General features: G+C 65.6%; 1 protein-coding gene and 2 pseudogenes. 1 reads left to right on the top strand and 2 read right to left on the bottom strand.

Features of this window, described 5'->3' with window-relative positions; all coding sequences use genetic code 11:
- Both WBB14_RS19795 and WBB14_RS19790 read right to left on the bottom strand, forming a co-directional pair.
- Positions 1-198 (bottom strand): annotated as a pseudogene (locus WBB14_RS19795) (hypothetical protein); the annotation flags it as partial.
- Positions 199-226: 28 nt separating this feature from the next.
- A complete protein-coding gene (locus WBB14_RS19790) occupies positions 227-1,078 on the bottom strand; it encodes a M15 family metallopeptidase (protein WP_424241339.1) in 852 nt (283 codons plus the stop codon).
- Between the two features lie 190 nt (positions 1,079-1,268).
- On the opposite strand from WBB14_RS19790, the pseudogene WBB14_RS19785 reads away from it, so the two are divergent.
- Positions 1,269-1,735: pseudogene (locus WBB14_RS19785) on the top strand (hypothetical protein); the annotation flags it as partial.

The following is a 1,735-nucleotide window of genomic DNA, read 5'->3' as shown; positions in this document are numbered from 1 at the left end:
GGCCTCGCGCCGCGCGCGGACAATGCGCGCGCCGCCCCAGGCGGCGGCGATCAGCGCCAGCGGCAGCGCGAACAGATAGAGGCCGATGTCCACGCCCGTGGGCAGCGTGCGCGACTCCTGCCACCAGATGATGACGGCGAGCCAGACCACGCCGAAGACTAGGGCCAGCAGCAGGCCGGTTTTGAGTATGCGGCTCATGAATGCGATCTGACGTTTGCGGAGTTGATCATTGCGCGGCCTCGCCGTTGCGCCGCATGACGCCGGGGCGGCGCAGTTCGGTGTGGCCGAAGTCCATCATCTTCCAGCGGCCGCCCCAGGTCAGGCCGACGCGCTCGGCGGTTTCGCCGAAGAGCTCGTAGCCGCGCATGGCCCAGGGATCCTTCTCGGACACCACCACCTTGCCGTCGCGCAGGAAAGCGCTGTCCGCGGCCAGGCCGAACTGGTGATAGCTCTGGTAGGCGCCGGCGTTGGTCACGTGCGAGCCCATCTTCGCAAGCTCCGCCTGGCGGTCGGGGCTGCGATAGCCTTCGATCAGCACCATCTCGTAGCCATGTTCTTCACGCATCACGCGGTACGCGGCCAACAGGCGCTGGCGGTAATCGGCATCCAGCAGATTCCAGTCGCGGCTGGCGCCGCCCAGGTTGGGGCGCACCAATTCCACTTCGCGCGTGGTGAACGCTTCGGGTGGTAGAGGAGGCGGCGGAACCAGTCTTTCGCCGGTCAGCAGGGCCTGTATGCGAGGGTCCGGACCAGCTGTTCGATCCGCGTAAACAAATGTGTGATTGTGTCGCATGACGAAAGCGAAAAGTGACGGAAGCAGCACCACCAGCAGGACTGCGGCGATGTGCCAGCGATATGCCGAAAACGCGCCGCCGGCCTTTCCGAAGCCCGCGCGCAGCGCTTGCGCGGAGCCGTCCACGGCCCCTCCGGCGTGTCCCGCGCCGCGCGTCACGCCCTTGCGTATCCCCTGTGCGAGCGCGCGTACTCCCCGCGCGGTGGCCTCCCGCAATGAGGGGAAGACAAACAACGCGGAGACGCCTATGGCGAGCAGAAAGTAGAGAGGCAGCAGGAGCAGCAAGGAGGTCCCTCAGTTACGAAGGCGTAATCTTTTGTTCTATTTGGGATTCAGGCAAGCGCTTGGGCGTTGCAAAACGCGTCCGTGGCTTAGAACTCGTAACAAGAAACGGTGATGCGAAAGAAGTCATCAGGTATTCTCGAACCCCTTGGTTACAGGGGTGCAGACAGCCCCTGCAAACACGGGACTTCGCATGGCAGAAGACGAAAAAAGATCGCGATCACCGACCTCTGTTCCCAGCTTGCTTGCAGGACGCTCACCGTCACCGGATGAACGCGCAGCATCGCGCATCCTCGCCGCGCTCGAGGGCCGCGCGCCGGATGCCGAGGTCAAACACCTGGGGCCCAAACGCCGTTCGCGGTTGCCGCTGGCAGTGCTGCTGCTGTTGCTGACAGGCGCCGCGGGCGCGGTGCTGTACAGCGTGTTCGATACGGCGCCGCTGCCAGTGGTCGCCGAGTCCACTCATCAGGCCGCGCCGCCGGCGCAGCCCGCCGCGGCGGCGTCCGTGCCGCCTGCGCCGGCCGCGAGCGCGCGCATGGCCGCAGCCGATGCCGATACGCAGCCTTCTTCAGCGGCCATCATCGAAGACCATCCCCTTGCGCAATTGGGACGTCCCAATGCCGATGATGACCGCGTGCCCGAGAATCCCTTGTCGGCGCT

It is taken from the genome of Achromobacter sp. (assembly GCF_049647645.1).
Classification (GTDB): domain Bacteria; phylum Pseudomonadota; class Gammaproteobacteria; order Burkholderiales; family Burkholderiaceae_B; genus Achromobacter.
The sequence above is the reverse complement of the archived record's forward strand: the minus strand, read 5'-3'. Positions and strand labels throughout refer to the sequence as shown.